Source organism: Blautia sp. An249 (assembly GCF_002159835.1).
GTDB classification, from domain to species: domain Bacteria; phylum Bacillota; class Clostridia; order Lachnospirales; family Lachnospiraceae; genus Blautia_A; species Blautia_A avistercoris.
In genome coordinates, this window is record NZ_NFJL01000005.1 from 58,912 (window position 1) to 80,085 (window position 21,174).

A 21,174-nucleotide genomic window follows, 5' to 3' on the forward strand; every position below is an offset into this window, starting at 1 on the left:
TTTCTCTGTCAGTCCACTTGAAATTTCTTTGTATCATATCTCGACATGCCATCTATTCCTTCTACATATTGCTGTAATATTGCCTCTAAAAGCAGGAAGTGATCCAGATTCTGCATCTTTACTCTGGCTTCCTCTTTTGCCGTAATGTATATGGGATCATTTGTCAGCACATATCCTGCAAGCTGGCGGACCGGATCATAACCATAGTGCTCTAACGTTTGGCAAACCTCCTTGACGCACTGCCGAATTTCCTCTTTTGACCAATTTTCTTGCGTTCCTTTCAAATTCATATAACTCCTCCTCTTTCACCTAATAATACATCAGTGTTTTCACACCTGCAAAATCGTAAATATGGGAGTCATTTTCCAGTTCCATATCATTTGCTACCGCAATTGCAGCCTTTCCAAAATCGGAATCTTTACTCACATCAAATCCCAGTTTTTCATCCGACACATCATATCTGATAAATCCAAATATAATTCCGGTATCAAATTCCAGACACACTACATCCAGCTCTGTTTCTTCTCCCGGACGCTCTAAATAGTCGATTAATCTTGTAATTTCCGTCCTATAAAATCCATCTTCACCTCTCTGCGTTAAAACGGCTTCTATTTCTGTCTTATCTGTATTCATAGTTGTCTCCACTATCCTCCCATCGTCATTTATTGTTTCAGTTTAAATATGCCGGGAATTTGTGCATGTAAAAAAGATCCGCAAGGCATGGTTCCCTACGGATCAATTTGTTTTTGTATGAGTTTAACTAACATGTCCCGTTGTTTCTGAATCATTGAGACAATCTATTGGCTCTTCTGGCTGGTTATTCTCCTTTGCCCGAAAGGACTGCTCCATCCGCTTTCCGTAAAGTAAAGTCAGATCCCTGTTTTCTCCAAAACCGGCTTCTATCGTCTCAAATTCCTTAATTCCCGCCATGTATCCCAGATAATGTGCCGTTCTAAGCATGTCAAATTCCAGACCTGTATAATATGTTGAAATATCTCTCAAACTTTCTTCTAATTCATCTGATTCTGCATTGAGCAGCTCATGAATCTCCTCCTCCAGTCTACGATAAGCTGGAAGCCCCTCCAATTTATACATCTGCAGATACTCATAAACGCTCTCATCATCAGTCCTCGGATATCCGATTCTTATGCCCTCAGACACCAAAAGAGTAAGCCGCCGCCCCTTTTCCCATGCGTACTGTATCCCGAGCCGATTCCGTTTCTCACAAAGTCCTACCAGGCTCTTTAAACGTAGGACTTTGTCTTCTGGCAGGCTATGATATAATTTCTTCTGCGTTAGTTCATTCAATTTCTTTTCAGTCTCATACTCAGTTCCTGCGTAAGTATCTAAATACGCGATTACTTGTTTCTCGTACAACTTCTCTTTCTCCGTCACACACTCCATGATGCCGCTTTCAACCTGTTCGTTCTTCATTACGCGTCCTCCTCTTATTAGCATATTGAATTATTTTAATTCTATAAGCTAATTTTATCACAGAAAATTTTTTATGTGTGTCGAATTATAAGAGATACCTATATTAAATAGTGTCATATTTTGTCAAATCCTAATAAACAGGCACAAAAAACAGCCTGGGATCATCATCAGGCTGTCTTCATTTACATTCAAAATATTTTTGATTTTCCTCCATGCTGCCAAGCACACCGCTTATACTACCATTCCTCTAATTCCTTTGCTCTCTCTGCCTTTTGTATCTCAAAGTTCGAGATCATTGCTTCCACAACATCAGAAATCATCCGAATCTGAGAAGGTGTCAAATCAACCATTTTCTCCGTAACCTCATTCAAAGCATATCCTTTTCCCGACTCTGAAAAATCTCTTAAAAGATAATCCATGGAAACATCTTCAAACGCATTCACAATCTCTACAAGCACACCCAGGCTAGGAGCCTTTAACCCTCTTTCTATTTCGCTTAAATAAACGCTGCCAATCCTGGCCTTCGTGGCCAGCGCTTCTAATGTATATCGATGTCGTTTTCTTTCTTCTCGTATGCGTTGTCCCAGTCTTTCTTTGTCCATCTTTATACCCCACAATTATGCAAATAGCATTAATTTTTGTCTCGATATCTTTAGTATAAAGAAATACAAATTTTTACGATACAAGCGCACAGCTATAATATTATTCTATCAGCTTAATTTGTACAATTTTTTATTAATCTATACCTTCATGCTCTTTTCTACAAATTCAGTCATAAGCCCTGATAAAATATCCTGCTGGCGCGGGGACAGTCCTTTTCTCCTTGAATCGTCTCTAAATTCGATCAGCAAAGTGTGAACCAGTGTTTTCTGCCGTTCCGACAATTTTTCTATCGACACCATCTCTTTCTTATCGATGCCTACCAGATAGTCCAGTGAAACATTGAACAAATATGCCAGATCAATCAGCGTTTCCCCTGAAGGGATCTTTATATTGCTTTCGTATAGAGAAACCATTGATTTGGATTTATTAATTTTCTTCCCCAGTTCTTCCTGAGTCCAATGATGCTCTTCTCTTAATTCCTTGATACGAAGTCCTAAGTCAAACATAGAAATCCTCCTTATTTCTATGTTAAGTTTAACGTATTGACGTTTAATAGCTCGTAACATTATAATAATTATAGTTTTATATTGTTAAACTTTTTACATGTTACTATTGAATTATATCCACTTTTTCTATTTCTACCTGTTTTATGGATATAATCCTATTTTGTAACTGCCAACACGAAGCGAGGTACATTATGCAGAACTATGATTCAACACTCACTACAGATAGCATATCTGAATCTGCAAGGGAGGTCGATCTTTATGATTATCCAAAGTTTCTTGCTGCTTTTCAAAAAGCATATTCAAAGGATGACCAGATATCTCTTTGCCGGTTGGAGACAAAAGCACCAGATTTTTTTAGGAAAGCCTTTCTAAGTACGGTTCCTGATCTCACTGAGATGGAATATTCCAGACTTCCATTTCCTATTTTGTCCTCAAAGACCTGCACTACCGTTCCATGTATATATAATATGGTCTTTTACCTGACCGGCTGTTCATCCGCTGGAAGAGCCTATCTGCCGTATCTTCTGGCGCATGCCAAATATAAGCAGACAACTCATCCGGAAACCGGTCGGTTGGAATATCTCTTTCTCCCTTCTTCTCTATGGGAGGATTTCTTTTCCAGCGAGCCAACACTTTCCCTTATTATCCGATCCCAGAAAATTTTTGACCTGACCGAGTTGATTGAACGGACAAGGGATTTTTGTGCCAAAGCCGCCTGTGATTACATGCCGCCCGGAGAATTCATTTAGGTGAAAATTTAAAAAGCCTCTTAATTTCATTCATATTTATTATATAGAATTTAGGAAGGAGGCTTTCACAATGAAAAAAAGGATTTTTATCGTTTGTTATCTTCTGGGAATCTTACTGACTGGCTGCAACTCTTCTCTCCCTGCGGATGATCCCCCAGAAGAGGTTTCAGCATATTCCAGCAACTCACCACAAGAAGACGTGCCTTATTATGAAGATATTAAGGGTTCTTCTTTATCCGGAGATATACCGGAAAACCTTATGACTGTATCAAAGGCCCAGGAAATGTTCGGGGGAATTGGCTTTTCTGACTACGCCAAAGAAAATGTGGACACCGCCACATCGTATACAGCTACTACCGAGGCAAGTACTCTGTCCCTGAAAGCCGATGACAATGAAGTTGTCACAAATATAAAGTTTACCACGAAAATGAATCCCCTGGAGAATGCATTAAAAGAAATCAACTGCTTTTTATCTATTGCTTCGGGTCAAGATCTTTCGCCGGAAGAACAAACTTCCATTAAAGAAATCTTCTCCGATACGCAAAAAGAGAATACCGATGTAAACTCTGTAAAACTCAATGACCAGGTCTTCCTGCTATGGGCAGATACGAAAAACCAACAATATTCAGTTATCTGGGAATAATAAAATCCATAAAGAGAGAAGGAGCACGGATACTAAAACCCGTGCTCCATTTCATTTCTGAAGTTTCTGTTTACTTCTTCTACACGAATATCTTTTCTATACAAGTTCCTCATTGGCGTCAACCTCAGTGTAAAAACGCGATACAATAGGCACACTTCTAATGCCATATCGATTCAGAAATTTCTCCGGTATATTGGCAAAGTCATTCCAATTAAAGCATCCGCAACTGTATTCTAATTCTCTTTTGCCTTCGTCTGTAGCCAAGTAGTCTTTTGCAATCTTGCGGAACACTTCAATAACATTTGTTTCCGTTCCTTCTTTCATCAGCTCCGCCGGAAGCTCATACATATCAATATACACATTGATATCCATACCATCCTGATCCCTGCGAATCATCGTATATACTCCATTATCCACTTTGTGTCTCCTTATCTTTGTGTAATTTTAAATTTCTCTTTGTGTCTAATATGCCGGTACGCCATATCCATTGATCTTAGAACTTCCAACAGGATAGCTTCTCTGTTTACACGCATCGCTGCTGTTTCCTTCAATCGTGTATACGATTCCATTCTCGCATTTCTCAACAATCCCGACATGATCCGCGGTACCGTCACCGCCCCAGTCAAAGAAAATGATATACCCCGGCTCAGGCTCGCAGTTTCGGTCCATCCACTGACCATTTGCGATAAACCACGGCTTTCCCTGGAACTCACAATGAGCAAACTTTGGAATCACTCCAGCTTCTATGTAACCGCACTGAGACGCACACCAGCTGACAAAACATGCGCACCATTCTACCCTGCCATTAAATCCATACCACGACCAATAAGGGGCTCCACCCACATTTCCAAGCTGAGATTTTGCCACTTCGACAATCTCATCGCTTCCAGCTCCGTGTAAATCAAATACCTTGTTTGTCAGAGAACGGGAATACATATAACCGCTTATTCCGTCTTTTGTCACATATACAACTGCGTTCTCTTCCGTATCTGTATATACCTGTACCGTATCCCCTTCCTTCAGATAACAGATTGCCTCCTCCATCGAAGTGTCTTTTGTGATATATGCAAACGGCATATTCACCACCATTGTTTTGGAAGACTGTACTACAGGGATTACAAGGTTATCTGCAGATGTTCCCAGATTCACTTTAAAGGCATAGATCTCGCTTGTTTGCTTCTCTCCATCCTCACCTTTGCTCTGTCCCCATACAACGACATCATATTGATCACGTTCTAAGGTCTCTTCCGGAATATCCAGCACACAATACTGTTTTCCGCTTTTCCCGCTTGTTTCTACTATAGAGTCCCACACAAACTGACCATCTTTTGAGACAGCGTAAAGGATTTGGTCAGGTGCCTTCCCCTCCTTAGTGTCATAAACAGCAGTAACTTGTCCGTCCTCTTCCCTGACAGATAGAACCTCTGTCTGGAGAACTCCCTCCGCCGCCTGAACGGGAACGGGCATATTACATAAGAGTGTCATGACTGCGAGCATACTGCAAAGTATCCGCTTCTTTCTTAACATTTTCGCATACCTCCTTTTCTTTTCTATATTGAAAGTATGCGAGATATTTACAGACATAAAAATCCAGCGCATAACATGACCTATTTGAACTTTATTGTAAAATTCCCCTTTTTCGAAATTTTTCTTTTTCTGTATTCTGGATTTTTTCCTCAGTTTCCTCATAATCACATTGTACTGCTCCGTTCTCCCAGCCAGCTTCTTTCAGGAGCTCTTCTGCGGCTTCATAGATTGTAATCTCCTGGACATCAAGTTGACCTCCATCCAGCAATTCATATCTCTTATTTGCAAAGGTATAGTCATAGCCGTCGTCGCACTCTTGTATAAGAAAGAATCCCTGTTTGTGATTATAAAAGGCCATCTCTGTCTCAGTCGGGTTCTCGATTGCGCGATGAAGATCTTGCTCTGCTAAATGCTGTATCTTTTCTTCCACCGTTTCTCCTTTCTACAGATGTGTATCCTAATTGTGAGGGACCGGCTCGTTGCCCGTCCGATCCCTCTTCTTAATCCTATTATTTACCTGCTGCATTCCTAACTGCCGCCGCGTATTAGGCGGCCTCAGTCTTTCCCGTATCTGATCCGGTTTGCACTTCTTCCATATAACTCCATATTGTAATCTGCTGGTCCTCCAGAGCAAATCTACGGTCCAAGTCATGAACCGTGCCGTCCGGCCGGAATGTACGTGGGCTCTCAACATCCCACTGCATCATCATCTTCCACAACTCTGGATAATCGTGCCGAACCGTTCTCAACGAAGAAAGAGACTGTTTCGGGCAAAAAAAGCAACCCAATCGCTTAAATTTCTTATAAAGAGGATTCATCATGTCTCTTTCCTGCAAAAAGTTAATGCAATCCTGCTCGGTCATCCTCCAGTCAGCCAATGGTGCTCTGCAATTTGGAGTCAGATGTTTCAATCGTTTTGTTTCATCCGCTGCAATTCCCAAATAACGAATATGCTCTCCATAAGTTTTGTAGTGCTTCTCTATTGCCCGCAGTTTCAACCGATCGTTGCACCATGCCCCGATTGTAAACGGGTACCCATAGATCGCTCCTTTCCTTGCGCCCTTCTTATAAGTCTGATGGAATCCTTCATCAAAACTGATGACTGAAGGTACTCTTGTAATTTTTCTTCCAATATAACCTTCCAATTTGTCTAAATAATCGTACATTTCCGGGAACTCTGCTCCCATGGTCGGTGTCGCCATCACATTTATAAATACAATGTCGTCAATGACCATTCCCATTTCAATCATTTTAATCAACATAGCAGTGCTGTCTTTCCCACCACTTAAGCTTACAATATGCTTCATCCTTCCCATCTCCAGCGTGAATTTTGCTATTGATGGGATAAGTCCATGCTTTCCGGTGTGTCCTTTTACTCCGTCTAACCTTCTCTTATTTTTTCGGTGTTTCTATGCGCAATCATTTGACACCTGACGGAAACCCCTATACGGGGATTTTCCGAAGCATATCCAAAAACAGGATATTACAGGGCAAGGTTTGCATAGGCTACCCGCTCTATCTCCAGAATTTCTACATTGGATATAGCACGGTATGGTCTCCTATAATTCTCATCATCTATCCAATCCTTCAGTTTTATTTCCACTTCCATTTCAACACAGTCATGATCTCCGCTTATAGAAAAATAGTATTTTTCTCCTTTTCTTACATTTCCACGAATCGTTGTGTAGCTAAAACAGACTCTGTACAGCGGAATACACAGGATTGAATTTAAGATCTGCTTTGGATGCAGATTCTTCAGCAACTTCCTATATTTCTCTGTCTCTGGCAAAGTTCCTCCGATTGCCGCCTCTGAAAAAAAGCAGCAATCAGCAAACTTATGAATATGCATACATTTCCTCCTTCTGCAATGCGTATCTAAATTCCGGCCTCCTTTCGTCATTGTATTTTCCTATTGAATATGAAATAAAATGCGTATCCCAAATACACTTGCCCTCAGCTACTGAAAGGGGCAAAAAAGAGGAGGTCCTTGCCTCCTCTTTCCTGCAGATATTCTTTTATAGCTCAATCTCTATGTGGTCTGGCAGGACTGTTTTAAATCCTTTTGTCACCTTGATAAAACCCGGTATCTTGTCATCTTTCAGCTGCAGTGATGTGGACCACGGGTCATTAGACTCATAGATATATTCCGTACCTTCTTCATCTGATTTTACCGCAGCTGCGAAAAAGAATGCCATTTCATAATGGCACAGCAAGCTTTTAAGGTGATCTACCAAAGGTTTTATTTCATTCTCGTAGACCTCCTGTTTGTCAACAGTTATATACTTCACCTTTTCTGCCATTGTTGTTCCTCCCTGTAAATGAATTGTTTTACTTTCCTTACACCGAGAACACCATATGTACAACATTGTATCATATAGGACAATAGCCATCGACCTCTCCAGCTATTTTGTATTCGCCCTCGGAGATAAGCTTATCATTATAAATATGAGAGAAACTTAACTGAAAATGTGTCATTCGCAATCGACATATGTATAGGGGTGTAATTTTACAATTCATATTTTCCGCCTTGTACTGAAAAGAGGGCTATCCTATAATAAAGAAAATTCGTCCGCTGTAACAATTCGCGGACATTTGCCTGTTATACTATCTGCAAAAAGCAAAGGAAGTGAGAATATGAAGCAGATTTTAATTGTCGAGGACGACAGTTTTTTGAATAAGATGTTAGCCTACAACCTGCGAATCCGGCTGACGGAGGTTGTCAGGGTGTGTTCGTCTACATACTTCTCGTCTATATCCCACAGCTTTTCCAAAAGCTGCCCACGGGTCAGCACTTGTCGGGGATTTTTACGGAACAGGTTCAGCATTTTGTACTCCATCGGGGATAGGGTCAGGGGCTTGCCGTTTAAGGAAGCTGTCTGCTCCGAGAAGTCCAGAAACAGCCTCCCGTCATCGTAAATGTCCTTGGCCGGTTTGTGGTGTTCCAGCATGGCGAACATGGCTTTGATTTTCCGCTGCAAGGCCCTGATCACAAAGGGCTTTGTGATGTAGTCCACCGCGCCCACCTCATAGCCCCGTATCTGGTCGCTCTCCTGATCGTTGGCGGTCAGGAAAATCACGATGGTGTCCAGGTGCTGGGGCTTTATCAGCTTGCACAGCTCAAAGCCGTTCCCGTCCGGCAGGTTGATGTCCAGCAAGACTAAATCAAATTCCTGCGTGTGCAGGGCTTCGGTTGCTGTCCTGGCGTTCAGGGCAGAGGTCACGCTGTAGCCGTCAGCGGACAGGCTATTCCGTCATGGATAACTACGTTCACAGAACATGGAAAAGCAAAGTACAGCTTTCCCACATTCTGCAAACATAGTTCCACACAACTCCATAAAACAGCCCGTTATACACATTTTCACAGTGCCTACGACGGACAGAATCTCACGCATCATTCTATTTATTTTTTTCAAAAACTATGACATAATGGTGTCATAGTTAGAGTGATATGATTTAGGAGAAAGGAAAATTTATGAAGATTGACCGTTTGATGGGCATTATATTACATTTGTTGAAAAATGGGAAAACATCCGCAGCACAGCTTGCCAATAAGTTTGAAGTAAATACAAGAACTATTATGCGTGATATTGATACCTTGTGTCAGGCGGGTATTCCAATCACATCTGCTTATGGCGTTCATGGCGGATATGAAATATTAGATACCTATGTATTGGATAAGCATTTAGGAAATGAACGTGATTATAAAAACATAATCAGTGCTTTGCGTTCAATGGCAAGCGCTTATGAAAATAAAACAATCCAAGAAACGATAGATAAGATAACTTTATTAGCAGAAAATAAGGAAACTGCCATTGAAATTGATTTAGGGGCGGCACATGAAAATGTAGATACCAATACGCTGATAAGCACTTTGGAAAAGGCAGTCAACGCTCAAAGAACAGTTCAGTTTTTATACACGAATAATGCAAATGCTTCACATACCGTTTCGGTAGAGCCTGTCGGTGTCGTCTATAAATGGTACAACTGGTATCTTATTGGCTACAGCACAAAGCATGAGGATTACAGAATGTACAAGCTGGTCAGAATGGAAGCATTATCTGTGACAGAGCAAAGCATTACGAGGAAGCATTCTCTTAGCAAAGTTATGGAGGAATGGAGTGATACCCAGCAAATTACAGAAATCAGAGCCATAGGCAGCGCACAGATTAAGATAAAATGCAGGGAGTATTTGAACATAGAGATAACAAGGGAATTTGAGAATGGAGATTTTGAGTTTTGTATTCATGTTCCCCAAAATGAAACGTTTTGGTTTGGCGTACTGCTTTCATTTGGGAATAAAGTGAAAGTTTTAGAGCCGCAGGGCATTATAGATAAAATTTCACAGACCTGTGAAGAAGTGTTGAGCATTTATAGGAGGTAAGCATGGTGGATTTTACCATAGAAAAGTATTATACAAAGCAGCAGATACGCAGGGGGCTGGCGCATTATCAGAATATAGACCATTCAGAAAAATTGTATGGAACAGACGGAATAAAAAAGCTGATGAGGAAACTGCATTCCATTCAGTATGATCCGTTGAATGTGGTCGGACGCAACGCTGATTTGGTACTGCAAGCCCGAATTGCGGATTACCGAAGCGAAATGCTGGAGTACCTGCTTTATACGGAGCATTTTCTTACAGACGGATTTGATAAGGAAATGTGCATTTATATTACAGAGGACTTTGAAAGGTTTGAAAATGTCAGACAGATACAGGCGCAGTCAGCCGAGCGCACTTTGTCGTACAGAGGGCAGACAGAAGCGTTGAATATATTGCAGGAAGTAAGAGCATTTGTGTCTGCAAATGGTTTAACGGGAACAAAAGATATTTCAATCGGAGAGGTAAGAGAAAGCCGGTGGGGGCATAAGAAACTATCCAGTGCGGCGTTGGATTATCTGTATACAAAAGGGGAATTATGCGTTGCAAAAAAGATTGGGACACAAAAACAGTTCGATTTGACTGAACGTGTGATACCAAAAGACTATTTTTCGGGCTTTCGTTTTATGACGATAGAACAGTTTTTGGACTGGTATGTAAAAAGGAGAATTGCGGGCGTAGGTATTTTGTGGGGAAAACGGGGCGGCGCATGGCAGGGTAATTATTTATGGGATAATGAACTGCGAAAAAGCACGATAGCCAGATTAGCAGAAAAAGGGGAACTTAAAGTTATTCATGTGGAGGGGATTACAGAAGAATTTTACTGCTGTGAGGATTTTCTCGAATCCCTGAAAAGTGAAAGGGCAAGTGACTACGCCAGATTTATCGCACCGCTTGACAACATGATATGGGACAGAAAAATGACAGAAAGTATATTTGATTTTTCATACAGTTGGGAGGTATATACGCCAGTATCAAAACGGAAATATGGGTATTATGTCCTTCCCGTTTTATACAATGATAGCTTTGTTGCACGTTTTGAAGCTGTTCCTGTAAGTAAAGGCAAGTGCTTTGAAATTAAAAACTGGTGGTGGGAAAAGGGGGTTTTAACTGATGAAAAAATAACAAATACGATTATGGAAGAAATGGAAAGGTTTGCAGATTTGCATAACGTAACGTTAAGCAGCAAAAATCAAAAACAGTTGGAGGTAAGATTATGAGTGAAATAACCAGATTAGATGTCAGTGAAGAATGGGCACATACAGGTATTGTGAAAGCGGGGGACTACTGTTTTTTGAGTTATTGTGTCGGAAATACAGACGGCTCAACCGAGGAACAGATTAACGGGGCTTTTGATGTAATGGGGAAAAGATTAGCGTTGTTTGGCTTAACGCTTGAGAACGTAGTTCAAATGGACTGTTTATTTCGGGATGTGTGGAATATTCCTATCATGGAAAAGGTTATAAAAGAGAGATTTCACGGGAAGTATCCAGTCCGTAAATCAATCCAGACCAATTTCGCAGACAAAGGAGGCGAAAACGGATTGAAATTTCAAGTTGATGCCATTGCATATTGCGGGAAATAAGTGTTTATTCACAAATTAAATTTTAATGAGGGATTATAGTTGAAAAGAGAATTAGGAATTGCGAGGTGTGGATTAGCCTGCTGCTTGTGTTCAGAAAATGAACATTGCTCCGGCTGTAACTCCGGCGAATGTCCGGATAAAAACTGGTGTGAGAATAGAAAATGCTCACTCTCTAAAAATTTAGGGCATTGTTACAACTGTAATGAAGATTGCAAAAAGGGATTATTAGGCAAAATCAAGCCTTACGCTTTCACGCTGTTTGTCAAAAGGTATGGAGAAGAATGCTTGTTAAATTGTCTTGAAAGAAATGGAAACAATGGAATTATATACCACAGAGAAAGTTTAAATGGCGATTATGATGGTTTTGAAGATGTTGAAAAACTGATAGAATTTATAAAAACAGGACAGAAATAGGGAAGAATGTCCATGCCCTTTTTGTTTACAGACAGTTAAGGGGCGAATATTGAAAAATATCGTTCCTTAACTGCATAAATGGAGCCCGTTGACACCATTTTTTGTTGAGGAAAGGGGGAATTTCCCATGGTTGGTATTTCTCTTTTGTGTTATCAACCTGATTAACACGACACTTTCTAACCAGATAGCCAGAAAGCAAGAAAACAGTATTCTGCGTTCTATCGTTCTGACTCAAAAACAGTTATGTAAAATGAATATCTGCGAGGGTCTATGCTATGCGTTCTTTGCGACATTTGCGACACTGATCATTGGGCTTCCAGTTTCCATCTTTGCTTGCAGAAAAATGAGTGCAGGTGCTTTTGCCGGAAATGTAGTCCCTTATCAGTTCCCAGTTTTAGAAATGGGACTGTTCATTCTGGTACTTTTCGGAATGGAATTGATTCTGTCTGTATGGACAGTGAATAGACAGAAAAAGCAATCTCTAATCGAGCAAATGCGTTCAATGGAATAAGCTCAAATCCAGCGGGGCGGCGTGTGCTACCCCGCTTTTTCTATGGTTTACTCTAACTCCTCATTTTTTACTTTTCCATGGATTTCCTCGAATCAGTTCTTCAAAATAAATAATATTTTTTCCATAACATCTTCAAGACTCAAGTACTTTGGATTTACTATAAGGTACCCCGTCAGCAACATCCGCACGATAATCTGATACTCCAGTGCCCATACCGTTGTCTCCTGTTCTGTATCTCCATACCACTCGTCAAACTTCTTGATCAGCATATATCTCTCAAAATCCGTCATTTTCTGTTTCAGGAAATACAGTGGCTCGTCTTCATATTGGTACTGGTTAAAAACTGCCGCGGATATACTCTTTATTTCATCCTTCCACTTTATTGTAACAACGCCTCCAATATCCGTTTCCATCTTCGTCTTTAGAACATCTACAATAATCTTTCGATATACTGTTTTCATATGCTGCACTCCTTTCGCCAATTAATTCTTACAATTAATATGAAAGAAACTGCTGCCTAAATGGTTTTAATAACAACGATCTGTCACCAACAAACTGTATTCTTAAAATAGCAGAGGGCCCCCGCAGGAGCCCTCCAGACTGGAGGCTTCACAATTTCCTCCAGTACAATACTGAACTAAACATACCAAAAGCTGTAAAAATATCAGGTCAATAGTTTAGTTCCTTTTCAGTATATGCGCAATTAAAATAAAAATACAGAGAAGAAACTTCCTCTTTCTATTCTGCTCTACATTTCGTTCTGTAATCATGACTATTTTGAAATTATCTCTAATAACTCATTTACTGTCTCCGGTACGTATCTACATGAAAATGTACTAGTGTCCTCATCATATAAAGAGACCACACAGTTTCCTAATAGACCTTTTAGCATTATTGCGTTAAACAAAGAACTTGCTTTTTTATAATCCCGCCTCACTTTCCTGTTCGGACCATACTGCTGTTGGATTATATAGCACAATCTGTAAATTCGCTCTTTAGAATCAGCCTTCCGCAGCTGAGTATATATGCGTTTCATTTCCCACTCAAATTGTAAATCTTGGTTCAAGTTATGCACCTTCTTTTTCTACTATATCTTCCTGTATTATCACGCTACACGCCCATAAGAAAGCTTCACTCCTGCTTCCTTAAATCTTTGCTGCAGGGATTCCATTTTTGATGGCTCGGAAAACCGATCAATTAAAATATCCTGAAACTCACGCTCTTCAAGATACTCTTTTTTAAGAACATACAGATCTGCCAACACATACTTGCCTTTTTTCACCCATATCAGTGCCGCTTCTCTATCCTCTACAAGTTCCGGAGCCCTATTAATATGTATATGGATGCCTGTATCTAACAGTTTCTTTACAAATTCCCTGTCCTTTCTGATTTTTGTCGGTATTACATCAGGGAGATGTTCCACAAATCTGCGCTGAATGGATGAATCAAAAGCCAACAATATGAGATCACGGTCCTGCTTCATCAAATCATTAAGTTTCCTGTAAAGGCAGCCATTTTTCTTAAGTGCCTTTATGATCAGTTCCTTATCGCTTTCATAATATTTAGGGAACTCAAAGAAAAGATCATCTGCGCACTGTTCAATATAGGACTCCGCTACCTCCCTGTCTTTTTGTAAATCCGCGTCGGCATACTGAAATGCCTGTGGACGCTTCTTGCAAATTTCCAGAACTGCTGCCTTATCATATCTTAACCGATCCAGCTCCTGATGTCTTTCCCACCGATTAATACGCTTCTTCTCAAAGCGTGCTGCCGCGCACTCTCCTACATACTCTCCCAACCGTTCATCATCAAGAAATGAACGTAAAACGCTTGGCACCTTTTTGTATTCTTCACGCACAATTCGGCATATGTAAGTCTGCCCACTAAGTCTATACTCTCCATCCCGATAAAGTTGTGCGATCCATGATAATACTCCTTGAATTCCTCTTTCGCCCAGAATATCACTTAGCTGTTTCACCTCATATGTTTCAAAAATTCTGCGATGTAAACTACTGCTTGCACTGGTGACAAATACTTTCTTATCAGCAATCTTGATTTCGTTTATAATTAAATAACTCATAGTGTCCGTCTCCTCACTGCATCATTCGTCCACCTGCTGCTCCGGCATTTTTTCTTTCTCATGCGCAAGTGTCTCCATTTCTACTTCATACGGGATTTCATTTAGGATAAAGTTAAAATCCTCACCGCTTTCTCTTTTCCATGTCTGGTATCTTTCATATCGTCTCGCCAAAACTTCTATATATTGACTACTGAAATGGCACCAGAATCTGTCTCCGTCTTTATCCAAAGCACATATTCCAACATCTAAAAGAGTACCGCCAAGGAAGGATCTTTTAGGCATAATATCTTTACAATGCCCCAAGATTGTGTAATTTCTCTTGCCACATTCCATTGCCAATTCCCATGGGTTGCTGGAGATCCATGCGTTCGCCTGGGTATGAGATCCGATTTCGTCCAGGTGTAGCGGTTTTTGCACGTTTCTTATTATCTCTGCAGCCTTTTCGTTATATTTGTCACGTATCTCGTCATCCGTCAACGCGATCAAAAACCATGCCTCTGAACTGATCTGTTCCTCCCTTCCGCCCGGTTCCCACATCTCAACTGTTACGTATGCAGCATTGATTTCTTTGACATATGCCATAAAGCTTTCAGACATCCCGCCGTGGATAGTCCCGCTTATCTGCTGCCCTATTTCCAACTGTTTATAAGTAACTCTTCTTGTTTCTTCCATTGCTTTTTCACCTCGTATAATAAGTTTGTAGCCAAGAGAATTCAGGTTACAGACTTATTCTTTTTATGGTATAGAGGTAAGGAGTTCAAGGAGGGATCTCCCCTCATCCCATTCCCTTCTATACAGTCAATAGTTACATAGCAATAAAGTTTCTCCCGTGGTATGATATCAGCAGAGTCTGATGTCTGAGGGCACTGCTTTTTCACCTTTCAGCCGGTCCGTCCGTGCCTGCTTGTGGAGCATGCAGCCCGGCGTGTATGGCACATTCTGTTTACTCAGGAGCTGCATCCCCTGTTACAGCACCAGCAAGAAATGCTGATGGGGTGCATGCTGATAACGCGAGGTTCCAGTCACCTTACACAGCCCGGGATAAACTCTCTCCTTCAGGTTCCTCAAATCCCGATCGGAAAGGATGGTGATACCATGTTAAAGATCAACTTCATGTCCACTCTGTTTGTCGGTATTGACGTTAGTTCAAAATCCAATGTCGTTTACGCTATGGATTTTTATAAGAACAAGTACATCTCTTCCTCTTTCGCCAATAATCAGCCTGGAGCTGAGGAATTAGCCGGTATGATCCTGGATTGTCTGCATAAGCATCCGGATCTGACAACAGTTGTGGCCGCTTTGGAATCCACTTCCGTCTACAGTGTTCATATCGCAAATTATCTGTCCACCTGCGAACGCCTTATGTCTTACAAACCCTACGTCTTTTGTCTAAACCCGAAGATGACGGCCAATTACAGAAAGTCATTCATTGGCTTATCAAAGACAGACCCTCTTGATGCGTTCGTCATCGCAGATTTTGCCAGAGCTGGGCGGATTGAGTGTGAACCATGGCGAGGCAGTCAATATCTGGCTTTAAAGCGCCTTACCAGGCACCGTCTGCATCTTGCGGGATGTATCTCCCGTGAGAAGACCTATATGGTTTCCAACCTGTATCTGAAGTTTAGTGAACTACAGCTTCTCCAAGATGATGATCGGCCCTTCAGCAATCTCTACGGTGCGGCATCCTCTGCTGTTCTTACGGAGTTTATGTCCGTTCAGGACATCATTGATGCTCCGGAAGAAGAACTGCTCCAGTTTCTGGCTCAAAAGAGCAGGAACCGGATCCAGGACCTGTCAAAGACATCGGCTTTATTAAAAAAAGCTGCTCGTGATTCTTATCGCCTGGACAAATGCATGTATGAGCCGATCAATATCTCTTTAGCGAGTTCCTTTAATTGCATTGAAACCTATCAGAAAGAGATCAAAGCAATTGATAAAGCCATCGAAAAAACAATTCGGGGCATGACGCCGAATGCATTGACTATCCTGCAGTCCATCCCCGGCATCGGTCCTGTCTGGGCCGCAGGGATGATTGCTGAAATCGGGAGCATCTCCGCATTTCATTCCTCAGATGCTCTGGCTAAGTATGCTGGTTTGACCTGGAGACGCAATGATTCCGGTGATTTTGAGGCCGAGGATACACCGGTTACCAAAGCTGGCAACAGCTATCTCCGGTACTATTTCGGTGAAGCAGCTAACAGTGTCCGGCGTCATATTCCGGAATATCAGGCGTATTACGCTAAAAAATATGCTGAAGTTCCTAAGCATCAGCACAAGAGAGCACTCGCACTTACATCTCGTAAACTTGTACGACTCGTTTTTGGATTGCTGGCCAAAAACCAACTGTACACCGGCGAACAACTGGACGCCGAACCGAATAAAGAGTCGAACTGACGTTTGTTTTTGCGTTTAGCAAAGCAAATGATGGTGAAGTGCGCCCTTTTAACGGGAAAACCCATTAAAATTTTTTCAAAATTCTCTTGACATATCACCAGGAAGCTCTGTATTTATGCTGCTTTATTGATTTTCTCATTAAACTCTAAAAAATCTTTCAGAAGTCTTCTGCTCCGCTGAGCTTTGTATCCTTTCTTCTCCAGAAAATCACAATATTCCTCCAGATAAAAGGGTATATCTTTAAGCCGGTTCACTCCGGAATGAATGACGACACAATATGCCGCAAGCGTCTTCGCTTCTATACGATAATTCTCATGTTCACATCTGGTCCAAATATCGGGGAACTTCTCTTCAAACAACTGGTCAATCTGCCGGCAAAGGCTCTCATTACGTATGTATGTCTCTATATTTCGAGTCGTGTCAAACTCCGGGAGCTTGCTTCTGTATGATTGGTAGCCTCTTTCATTAATCTTCTTGTACAAAGAATCTATCCTTTGAGCGATGTTCATTATTCCTTCATCCTGTAACAGCCTTTTTTCATCCTCCGTAAAGAAATCTGGAATCTGTTTCAAAACTTTATGAAGAAAAGCTTTTTGTGCTATAGTCGCCTCTCTGGGAATCATATTCACCTCATATATCTCAGAGGCAACAATCTCTTCCTCTTTAGCTTCTTCTGCGATAGCGTCCTGGGTTGTTTCCTCATCCTCTGACGTTTCATACAAAGTAAACATTTTGAAGCGGTCCACTGCCTTTTGAATAAATTCTTTACATATCTCATATACGATCGAAAAACGGTTTGTTTCCACTGCAGCCTTTGCCATATTACAGGAACCGCCAAACTGATCCAGACATACATCCTTTTCTTTGGTCAGCTGCTCGATCAGATATTTATACAAGGCAATAGGCTTCTCCGCCTGATGGCTCTTGTGTTTTCCTTTATTCGCCGGAATATCAATCTCATAGTTTAATATTCTTGTAGTCTGATATGCTTTCCCACCAGAGTTAAGACAACGTGCTTTGCCTTTGGTAAATATAACAATCTGCTCTACACCTTTCGTTGTACGCCCAGTATTGATGACTCCCTCCGGAGCTTTCCTCCAGATGACGCTCGCATAATAATTCAAATTTGCCTTCTCTGCCATCTCCTCAATCTGGTTCAGATACTTTTTATTTGTAAAGCTCCGCACAGGCAAAAACTCTGCCAGATATCCGCCTTGTATCAGTACTCTCGCTTTCTGCTCAAAATCCTCTTGTGTATAGCAAAAGGTTTCATAATCTGCAAAGCATTTCTGGTTGCCGGATTTGTGTGCTTTTTCATTCTTCCATGGATGGTCATTGATGATAGCCGATATTGAGTTATCCTCAATTTCATCCAGTTTTCTGCCGTTCCCACGTATCAAAAGGCTGGCACTCTCTTTTCCCACCAGAAGATATACCCCCTTTGCCACACGCTTAAACCGCTGTTTCCTGTCTCTGTATATACCACAGCGAACGGATTCCTCCGGCCATTTTGATGCAGCCTTATAAATTTCTTTCAAACATGCGATCCCATTTTTCTTGCTTGCTAAGAAGCGCTCCACTGTATCCCCAATTGTTTCTGCCAGAAAATCATTTTGTTGTGTTGCACTTTCTACCATCAGTACCTCCCTCTCTGCATCTTTCCTGATTCCTGAAGCTGTAATTAAATAGGCTAATGTCTAGCTCATCATCCGCGGCAAGTTCCATACTGTCCTCAAGATATTCCCCTTGAGGTAATGAGATTTTATCCAGTGATTTAAAAAAGAATTGCTTTGCTTCGGAAATTGTCTGCGCCTGTTCATATGGAATTTCTACAAAGCCTTTACTCGTCCATACGACCGGAAGACGAATCGGATCTTTCTCGTGTCTGCGAATAAATCCATTGAGTTCATCCCCAAAAGCTCGGATCAGACAACCATTTTCAAGTTCTACTTCATAAATACTGTTCCTGTCATCCTTGCACTGCAGCAACACATCTATTATCTGGTACTTCATATCATTAAACTGTCGATATGATGGATCTACTGTATAAAACATTCCCTCTTTGTTCATCATTTCTCAAGTCTCCTCTTTTACAGATCACTGTTCGTCTTTCGCTATAATTCCATGCCACATTCGCGTAAAGACTCATTAACAATATCCATAGTCAAAATACTTGCTTCAAATGCGCTCTTACTGTAGTTTGCAACGCTTTCAAAAATCGTCACTGCGATTTCTGGTGCACAGTTGCTATGCTCAGTCCTGATCGCTTCTGTAATACAAGCTTCTGTGCTATAATCTCCGCCACCGCTGCCCCAGCATCTGATCCAATGGGCGCATTCATCCGCCAGTCCTTCTACTGCCTGTTTTGGCAGACCTTCAAGCCATGCGTCATATTCTTTACAAGGTTTCTGCAAAAAATCCATAATCATACCTGTTGAAGCCCTCCTTAACATCTGTTTTGATAAATTTTTCGTGTTCTCTGATTTTTCTTCCAATTGCTCTGTTACCTCCTCTCATCTGTATGATTCACTAAAAATATGCATGAAACTGCTCCATACAAAAAGGCTGCCCTCATAAAGAGCAGCGCTTTTTGTTCCTTATCTTACTGTTTTGCCATTTCCTGAAATGCAGTCAGCCAGTCATCCCCTGTTTCCATCTCATTTTCTGTTTCTTCTGATTCTTTCATCTGGCTCTCCATTACTCTTGCCGTGTCTTCTGCCGTCGTGTACTTTCTATGCCGTTCCCCTTTCCAGAAGGATTCTGAAGAGGTTCCGTGTTCAAGCATCATTTCCATGTCCGACGTATATGGCCGGTAATCAAAAATTTCTATGGAATGCCTCAGCAATTCCTTAACAACCAGCCCTCTGCATCCTTTCTTAAATCTTTGAATCCAGTCGGCTATCTCCTCATCTTCGTTTTTATAGAAACGGATTCCTACCGTCTTCGTCTTTATTTTTCCTTCCGGCTTTCTTGGAAGCGGAATACTTTCCCGCTGTCCGGAGATTTCATTACGCAGCACCGTCTTTACCAGTGCGGAAAATCTCCGGGATAAAGGATCTGCCTCCAGCCATAGCAGATCAATGTCTTTTTCCGTAAGCCGGATTGACAGACGGTATATTGTCTGCTTCCTCATTTTGTTCGTTTCAGCATGCTGGCCAGGAAGAGATAATAACCTCGTACAATATCATAGACGGAAGAAAGATTGTCACTCGGGCTGCTCTGAATCACCTCAATTCCCATCTCCTTATATCTGTCCTTGAGCTGTTCATACCACGCTGCCCCAGTTCCCCCTGCAACAACAAGCATATCCGTTCCTATGAAACTATCATACGCAAGTTCCATTCTCGTCATTGTCTCAATGCAAAGCTGTCTGGTATGCCGTTCCAAAATATCTGCGAAGGAAACTTCTTTTTTCCTTCTTGCCACTCTGTCTACTACCGGGATTTTGCCCGTCTGCAGATACCTCTGGAATGCATGTACAGCAATCTCTGTACCGTAAATATCCTGTATATCCGCCACAGTTCTGCGGAATATTTCCTTCATGGCACCTGCCGGGAACGTTTCCTTATTTGTAACCTTGTGCGTTTTTGCTGAAATGAGGCACCCGTCAATTGTACCAAATCCCCCGTCCATTATGACAACCTCCAGCTTTCTATAGATCCGATTGCCCAATGCTGTCATATCCGCATTGTTATTCAGACATGTAGAATAATATGCCCCCAAAGGCTGCTGAAGAATCACCAGGTCCTCTTTTTCAATCTCGAACTCATATGTTTCCCACGGGTTGCTTCCTATTTTCAAATCAAATCTGTGGTGTCCCTCTAACACGTTCCGCAAAGGGGCGGCGTCTGCAATATGATATTTTGCAGGGAGTCCGCTGACTATTTTAAGCTTGTCTTCCTCTTTTTTCGCTCCTATTTTGTTCGCCCGCATTGCCATAGCCATACTGGTTTCCGCCAATGTCTTGAACATGGGATTGTGATAACGGTATCTGGAATACAGCGTGTTCATGCTGTCATCCACATCATTCGGGCTGAGGGAATTGTTCGCCATCTCCCCCACATCCCAGAGTACGCCTTTGTCATCCCGATACAGAATATCAGAGTTCTTCATCTTCCCTACTTCAGCAATCCCTTCTCTTCTTACTCTGGCAAAACTCGGGAAACAAAGTACTGCATTCGGGGCGTACACTTTAACACCGGAATACCCCACATCAATCCCAATCGGCCAGTATCCATCAACAGATACATTTTTTCTGGGAATGTACTCGCTCTTTGTCTTAAAATCATAAATATTCATCTCTACACCTCCATCGTTTCTTCCAATATGACTGATTCTGTCCTTTTGTAC

25 protein-coding genes and 4 pseudogenes are annotated in these 21,174 nt (G+C 41.5%); 9 read left to right on the top strand and 20 right to left on the bottom strand.

All coding sequences use genetic code 11. From position 1 onward, the window contains the following. Positions 1-8: 8 nt before the first annotated feature. The 5 genes from B5F53_RS06370 to B5F53_RS06390 form a co-directional block, all read right to left on the bottom strand. Positions 9-290 carry an IreB family regulatory phosphoprotein gene (locus B5F53_RS06370; protein ID WP_087221522.1) on the bottom strand — a complete coding sequence of 94 codons (282 nt, stop codon included), beginning with the start codon at positions 288-290 and terminating at the stop codon, positions 9-11. 19 nt (positions 291-309) lie between these two features. Further along, a complete protein-coding gene (locus tag B5F53_RS06375) occupies positions 310-633 on the bottom strand; it encodes a hypothetical protein (RefSeq protein WP_087221524.1) in 324 nt (107 codons plus the stop codon). Between the two features lie 123 nt (positions 634-756). Next, positions 757-1,434 (bottom strand): hypothetical protein, encoded by a 678-nt coding sequence (locus B5F53_RS06380; protein ID WP_087221526.1) that lies wholly within the window; start codon positions 1,432-1,434, stop codon positions 757-759. A 236-nt stretch (positions 1,435-1,670) separates the two neighbouring features. Then, positions 1,671-2,036, bottom strand: a complete 366-nt coding sequence (locus B5F53_RS06385; RefSeq protein ID WP_087221528.1) for a helix-turn-helix domain-containing protein — start codon at positions 2,034-2,036, stop codon at positions 1,671-1,673. A gap of 138 nt (positions 2,037-2,174) precedes the next feature. Further along, complete coding sequence (locus B5F53_RS06390; RefSeq protein ID WP_162610544.1) at positions 2,175-2,543, bottom strand: helix-turn-helix domain-containing protein; 369 nt, start codon at positions 2,541-2,543, stop codon at positions 2,175-2,177. A gap of 191 nt (positions 2,544-2,734) precedes the next feature. Between B5F53_RS06390 and B5F53_RS19615 the strand changes: the two genes are divergently transcribed. Both B5F53_RS19615 and B5F53_RS06400 read left to right on the top strand, forming a co-directional pair. Beyond that, entirely contained in the window at positions 2,735-3,292 is a 558-nt protein-coding gene (locus B5F53_RS19615) for a hypothetical protein (protein WP_140398214.1), read from the top strand. 70 nt (positions 3,293-3,362) lie between these two features. Next, a complete protein-coding gene (locus tag B5F53_RS06400; protein WP_087221534.1) occupies positions 3,363-3,935 on the top strand; it encodes a hypothetical protein in 573 nt (190 codons plus the stop codon). A gap of 96 nt (positions 3,936-4,031) precedes the next feature. Here the strand turns inward: B5F53_RS06400 and B5F53_RS06405 are convergent, their stop codons facing one another. The 6 genes and pseudogenes from B5F53_RS06405 to B5F53_RS06430 all read right to left on the bottom strand — a co-directional run bounded on the left by B5F53_RS06405 (position 4,032) and on the right by B5F53_RS06430 (position 7,762). Continuing rightward, positions 4,032-4,352 (bottom strand): hypothetical protein, encoded by a 321-nt coding sequence (locus B5F53_RS06405; protein ID WP_087221537.1) that lies wholly within the window; start codon positions 4,350-4,352, stop codon positions 4,032-4,034. Positions 4,353-4,397: 45 nt separating this feature from the next. Further along, positions 4,398-4,823 (bottom strand): annotated as a pseudogene (locus B5F53_RS20285) (CHAP domain-containing protein); the annotation flags it as partial. 730 nt (positions 4,824-5,553) lie between these two features. Further along, entirely contained in the window at positions 5,554-5,892 is a 339-nt protein-coding gene (locus tag B5F53_RS06415) for an LPD16 domain-containing protein (protein ID WP_087221541.1), read from the bottom strand. A 115-nt stretch (positions 5,893-6,007) separates the two neighbouring features. Continuing rightward, positions 6,008-6,769 (bottom strand): phosphoadenosine phosphosulfate reductase domain-containing protein, encoded by a 762-nt coding sequence (locus B5F53_RS06420; RefSeq protein ID WP_087221543.1) that lies wholly within the window; start codon positions 6,767-6,769, stop codon positions 6,008-6,010. Between the two features lie 176 nt (positions 6,770-6,945). Beyond that, on the bottom strand, positions 6,946-7,311 hold the full coding sequence (locus B5F53_RS06425; protein WP_087221545.1) for a hypothetical protein: 366 nt from the start codon (positions 7,309-7,311) through the stop codon (positions 6,946-6,948). Between the two features lie 166 nt (positions 7,312-7,477). Further along, a complete protein-coding gene (locus tag B5F53_RS06430) occupies positions 7,478-7,762 on the bottom strand; it encodes a hypothetical protein (protein WP_087221547.1) in 285 nt (94 codons plus the stop codon). Between the two features lie 292 nt (positions 7,763-8,054). Here B5F53_RS06430 and B5F53_RS20290 point away from each other — a divergent pair. Further along, positions 8,055-8,159 (top strand): annotated as a pseudogene (locus B5F53_RS20290) (response regulator transcription factor); the annotation flags it as partial. Here the strand turns inward: B5F53_RS20290 and B5F53_RS06435 are convergent. Next, a pseudogene (locus B5F53_RS06435) lies at positions 8,159-8,704 on the bottom strand (response regulator transcription factor); the annotation flags it as partial. The pseudogenes B5F53_RS20290 and B5F53_RS06435 sit on opposite strands and share 1 nt — an antisense overlap. A gap of 230 nt (positions 8,705-8,934) precedes the next feature. Between B5F53_RS06435 and B5F53_RS06440 the strand changes: the two are divergent. From B5F53_RS06440 to B5F53_RS06460, 5 genes and pseudogenes are all read left to right on the top strand, one after another. Next, entirely contained in the window at positions 8,935-9,843 is a 909-nt protein-coding gene (locus tag B5F53_RS06440; RefSeq protein ID WP_087221549.1) for a helix-turn-helix transcriptional regulator, read from the top strand. 2 nt (positions 9,844-9,845) lie between these two features. Continuing rightward, a complete protein-coding gene (locus B5F53_RS06445; RefSeq protein ID WP_087221551.1) occupies positions 9,846-11,060 on the top strand; it encodes a DNA glycosylase AlkZ-like family protein in 1,215 nt (404 codons plus the stop codon). Next, positions 11,057-11,425 carry a RidA family protein gene (locus B5F53_RS06450; protein ID WP_087221553.1) on the top strand — a complete coding sequence of 123 codons (369 nt, stop codon included), beginning with the start codon at positions 11,057-11,059 and terminating at the stop codon, positions 11,423-11,425. The genes B5F53_RS06445 and B5F53_RS06450 overlap by 4 nt, the downstream gene beginning before the upstream one ends. Before the next feature lie 39 nt (positions 11,426-11,464). Continuing rightward, on the top strand, positions 11,465-11,839 hold the full coding sequence (locus B5F53_RS06455; protein WP_087221555.1) for a hypothetical protein: 375 nt from the start codon (positions 11,465-11,467) through the stop codon (positions 11,837-11,839). Positions 11,840-11,966: 127 nt separating this feature from the next. Further along, a pseudogene (locus B5F53_RS06460) lies at positions 11,967-12,350 on the top strand (ABC transporter permease); the annotation flags it as partial. A 92-nt stretch (positions 12,351-12,442) separates the two neighbouring features. Here B5F53_RS06460 and B5F53_RS06465 read toward each other — a convergent pair. The 3 genes from B5F53_RS06465 to B5F53_RS06480 all read right to left on the bottom strand — a co-directional run bounded on the left by B5F53_RS06465 (position 12,443) and on the right by B5F53_RS06480 (position 15,102). Further along, on the bottom strand, positions 12,443-12,811 hold the full coding sequence (locus B5F53_RS06465) for a hypothetical protein (protein WP_087221557.1): 369 nt from the start codon (positions 12,809-12,811) through the stop codon (positions 12,443-12,445). Between the two features lie 644 nt (positions 12,812-13,455). Further along, entirely contained in the window at positions 13,456-14,430 is a 975-nt protein-coding gene (locus B5F53_RS06475; RefSeq protein ID WP_087221561.1) for a DUF4116 domain-containing protein, read from the bottom strand. Positions 14,431-14,451: 21 nt separating this feature from the next. Next, a complete protein-coding gene (locus B5F53_RS06480) occupies positions 14,452-15,102 on the bottom strand; it encodes a hypothetical protein (protein ID WP_087221562.1) in 651 nt (216 codons plus the stop codon). Between the two features lie 423 nt (positions 15,103-15,525). Between B5F53_RS06480 and B5F53_RS06485 the strand changes: the two genes are divergently transcribed. Continuing rightward, complete coding sequence (locus tag B5F53_RS06485) at positions 15,526-16,824, top strand: IS110 family transposase (protein ID WP_087221564.1); 1,299 nt, start codon at positions 15,526-15,528, stop codon at positions 16,822-16,824. A 113-nt stretch (positions 16,825-16,937) separates the two neighbouring features. On the opposite strand, the gene B5F53_RS06490 is transcribed toward B5F53_RS06485, so the two are convergent. From B5F53_RS06490 to B5F53_RS06510, 5 genes are all read right to left on the bottom strand, one after another. After that, positions 16,938-18,461 (bottom strand): DNA-methyltransferase, encoded by a 1,524-nt coding sequence (locus B5F53_RS06490; protein WP_087221567.1) that lies wholly within the window; start codon positions 18,459-18,461, stop codon positions 16,938-16,940. Then, the gene (locus B5F53_RS06495) at positions 18,433-18,897 is read right to left on the bottom strand and encodes a hypothetical protein (protein WP_087221569.1); all 465 of its coding nucleotides are present in this window, start codon (positions 18,895-18,897) and stop codon (positions 18,433-18,435) included. Before B5F53_RS06495 ends, B5F53_RS06490 begins: the two co-directional genes overlap by 29 nt. 41 nt (positions 18,898-18,938) lie before the next feature. After that, complete coding sequence (locus tag B5F53_RS06500) at positions 18,939-19,319, bottom strand: hypothetical protein (RefSeq protein WP_087221572.1); 381 nt, start codon at positions 19,317-19,319, stop codon at positions 18,939-18,941. A 107-nt stretch (positions 19,320-19,426) separates the two neighbouring features. Then, on the bottom strand, positions 19,427-19,957 hold the full coding sequence (locus tag B5F53_RS06505) for a hypothetical protein (protein ID WP_087221574.1): 531 nt from the start codon (positions 19,955-19,957) through the stop codon (positions 19,427-19,429). Continuing rightward, a complete protein-coding gene (locus tag B5F53_RS06510; protein WP_087221576.1) occupies positions 19,954-21,123 on the bottom strand; it encodes a ParM/StbA family protein in 1,170 nt (389 codons plus the stop codon). The genes B5F53_RS06505 and B5F53_RS06510 overlap by 4 nt, the downstream gene beginning before the upstream one ends. Positions 21,124-21,174: the final 51 nt, after the last annotated feature.

Bases quoted from the DNA above. Each gene is read 5' to 3' on its own strand.
- B5F53_RS19615 (WP_140398214.1), top strand. From the start codon at position 2,735: ATGCAGAACTATGATTCAACACTCACTACAGATAGCATATCTGAATCT.
- B5F53_RS06400 (WP_087221534.1), top strand. From the start codon at position 3,363: ATGAAAAAAAGGATTTTTATCGTTTGTTATCTTCTGGGAATCTTACTG.
- B5F53_RS06510 (WP_087221576.1), bottom strand. From the start codon at position 21,123: ATGAATATTTATGATTTTAAGACAAAGAGCGAGTACATTCCCAGAAAA.
- B5F53_RS06490 (WP_087221567.1), bottom strand. From the start codon at position 18,461: ATGGTAGAAAGTGCAACACAACAAAATGATTTTCTGGCAGAAACAATT.
- B5F53_RS06420 (WP_087221543.1), bottom strand. From the start codon at position 6,769: ATGAAGCATATTGTAAGCTTAAGTGGTGGGAAAGACAGCACTGCTATG.
- B5F53_RS06465 (WP_087221557.1), bottom strand. From the start codon at position 12,811: ATGAAAACAGTATATCGAAAGATTATTGTAGATGTTCTAAAGACGAAG.
- B5F53_RS06385 (WP_087221528.1), bottom strand. From the start codon at position 2,036: ATGGACAAAGAAAGACTGGGACAACGCATACGAGAAGAAAGAAAACGA.
- B5F53_RS06430 (WP_087221547.1), bottom strand. From the start codon at position 7,762: ATGGCAGAAAAGGTGAAGTATATAACTGTTGACAAACAGGAGGTCTAC.
- B5F53_RS06380 (WP_087221526.1), bottom strand. From the start codon at position 1,434: ATGAAGAACGAACAGGTTGAAAGCGGCATCATGGAGTGTGTGACGGAG.
- B5F53_RS06450 (WP_087221553.1), top strand. From the start codon at position 11,057: ATGAGTGAAATAACCAGATTAGATGTCAGTGAAGAATGGGCACATACA.
- B5F53_RS06370 (WP_087221522.1), bottom strand. From the start codon at position 290: ATGAATTTGAAAGGAACGCAAGAAAATTGGTCAAAAGAGGAAATTCGG.
- B5F53_RS06475 (WP_087221561.1), bottom strand. From the start codon at position 14,430: ATGAGTTATTTAATTATAAACGAAATCAAGATTGCTGATAAGAAAGTA.
- B5F53_RS06480 (WP_087221562.1), bottom strand. From the start codon at position 15,102: ATGGAAGAAACAAGAAGAGTTACTTATAAACAGTTGGAAATAGGGCAG.
- B5F53_RS06485 (WP_087221564.1), top strand. From the start codon at position 15,526: ATGTTAAAGATCAACTTCATGTCCACTCTGTTTGTCGGTATTGACGTT.
- B5F53_RS06440 (WP_087221549.1), top strand. From the start codon at position 8,935: ATGAAGATTGACCGTTTGATGGGCATTATATTACATTTGTTGAAAAAT.
- B5F53_RS06495 (WP_087221569.1), bottom strand. From the start codon at position 18,897: ATGATGAACAAAGAGGGAATGTTTTATACAGTAGATCCATCATATCGA.
- B5F53_RS06425 (WP_087221545.1), bottom strand. From the start codon at position 7,311: ATGCATATTCATAAGTTTGCTGATTGCTGCTTTTTTTCAGAGGCGGCA.
- B5F53_RS06505 (WP_087221574.1), bottom strand. From the start codon at position 19,957: ATGAGGAAGCAGACAATATACCGTCTGTCAATCCGGCTTACGGAAAAA.
- B5F53_RS06445 (WP_087221551.1), top strand. From the start codon at position 9,846: ATGGTGGATTTTACCATAGAAAAGTATTATACAAAGCAGCAGATACGC.
- B5F53_RS06375 (WP_087221524.1), bottom strand. From the start codon at position 633: ATGAATACAGATAAGACAGAAATAGAAGCCGTTTTAACGCAGAGAGGT.
- B5F53_RS06390 (WP_162610544.1), bottom strand. From the start codon at position 2,543: ATGTTTGACTTAGGACTTCGTATCAAGGAATTAAGAGAAGAGCATCAT.